Genomic DNA, 437 nt, shown 5'->3' on the forward strand with positions numbered 1-437 from the left:
TTCGGCGCGGAGTTCATCCCGATCTACCAGAAGCACCCGCAGGCGAACATGTATGCGATCTGCCAGCGGACCGAGGAGGACCTGAACCAGGTAGGCGAGGCCTTCGGGATTCCCAAAGCCCAGCGCTACACCTCCTATGAGGAGTTGCTGGAAGATCCGGCCGTGGACGGGATCCACATCAACACCCCGATCCAGCTGCACGCCGAGCACACCCTGGCGGCCCTGCGGGCCGGCAAGCATGTGGCCTGCACGGTGCCGATGGCCACCTCGGTGGAGGACTGCAAGGAGATTGTGGAGACCGTCGAGCAGACCGGGCTGATCTACACGATGGCCGAGACGGTGGTCTACAGCCGGGAGTACCTGTTTGTGAAGGAGCTGTACGAGCAAGGCGAGCTGGGGCGGATCCAGTACCTGCAGGCCTCCCACCCGCAGGACAT

1 protein-coding gene is annotated in these 437 nt (G+C 63.6%); it reads left to right on the top strand.

The genetic code is table 11. The annotated features are described in order from the left end of the window. A partial coding sequence (locus ACG2E4_RS18535) for a Gfo/Idh/MocA family protein (RefSeq protein ID WP_395277518.1) occupies window positions 1-437 on the top strand: 437 nt, incomplete at both ends.

This window comes from Halalkalibaculum sp. DA384 (genome assembly GCF_043951955.1).
GTDB lineage: Bacteria > Bacteroidota > Rhodothermia > Balneolales > Balneolaceae > JAMQKA01.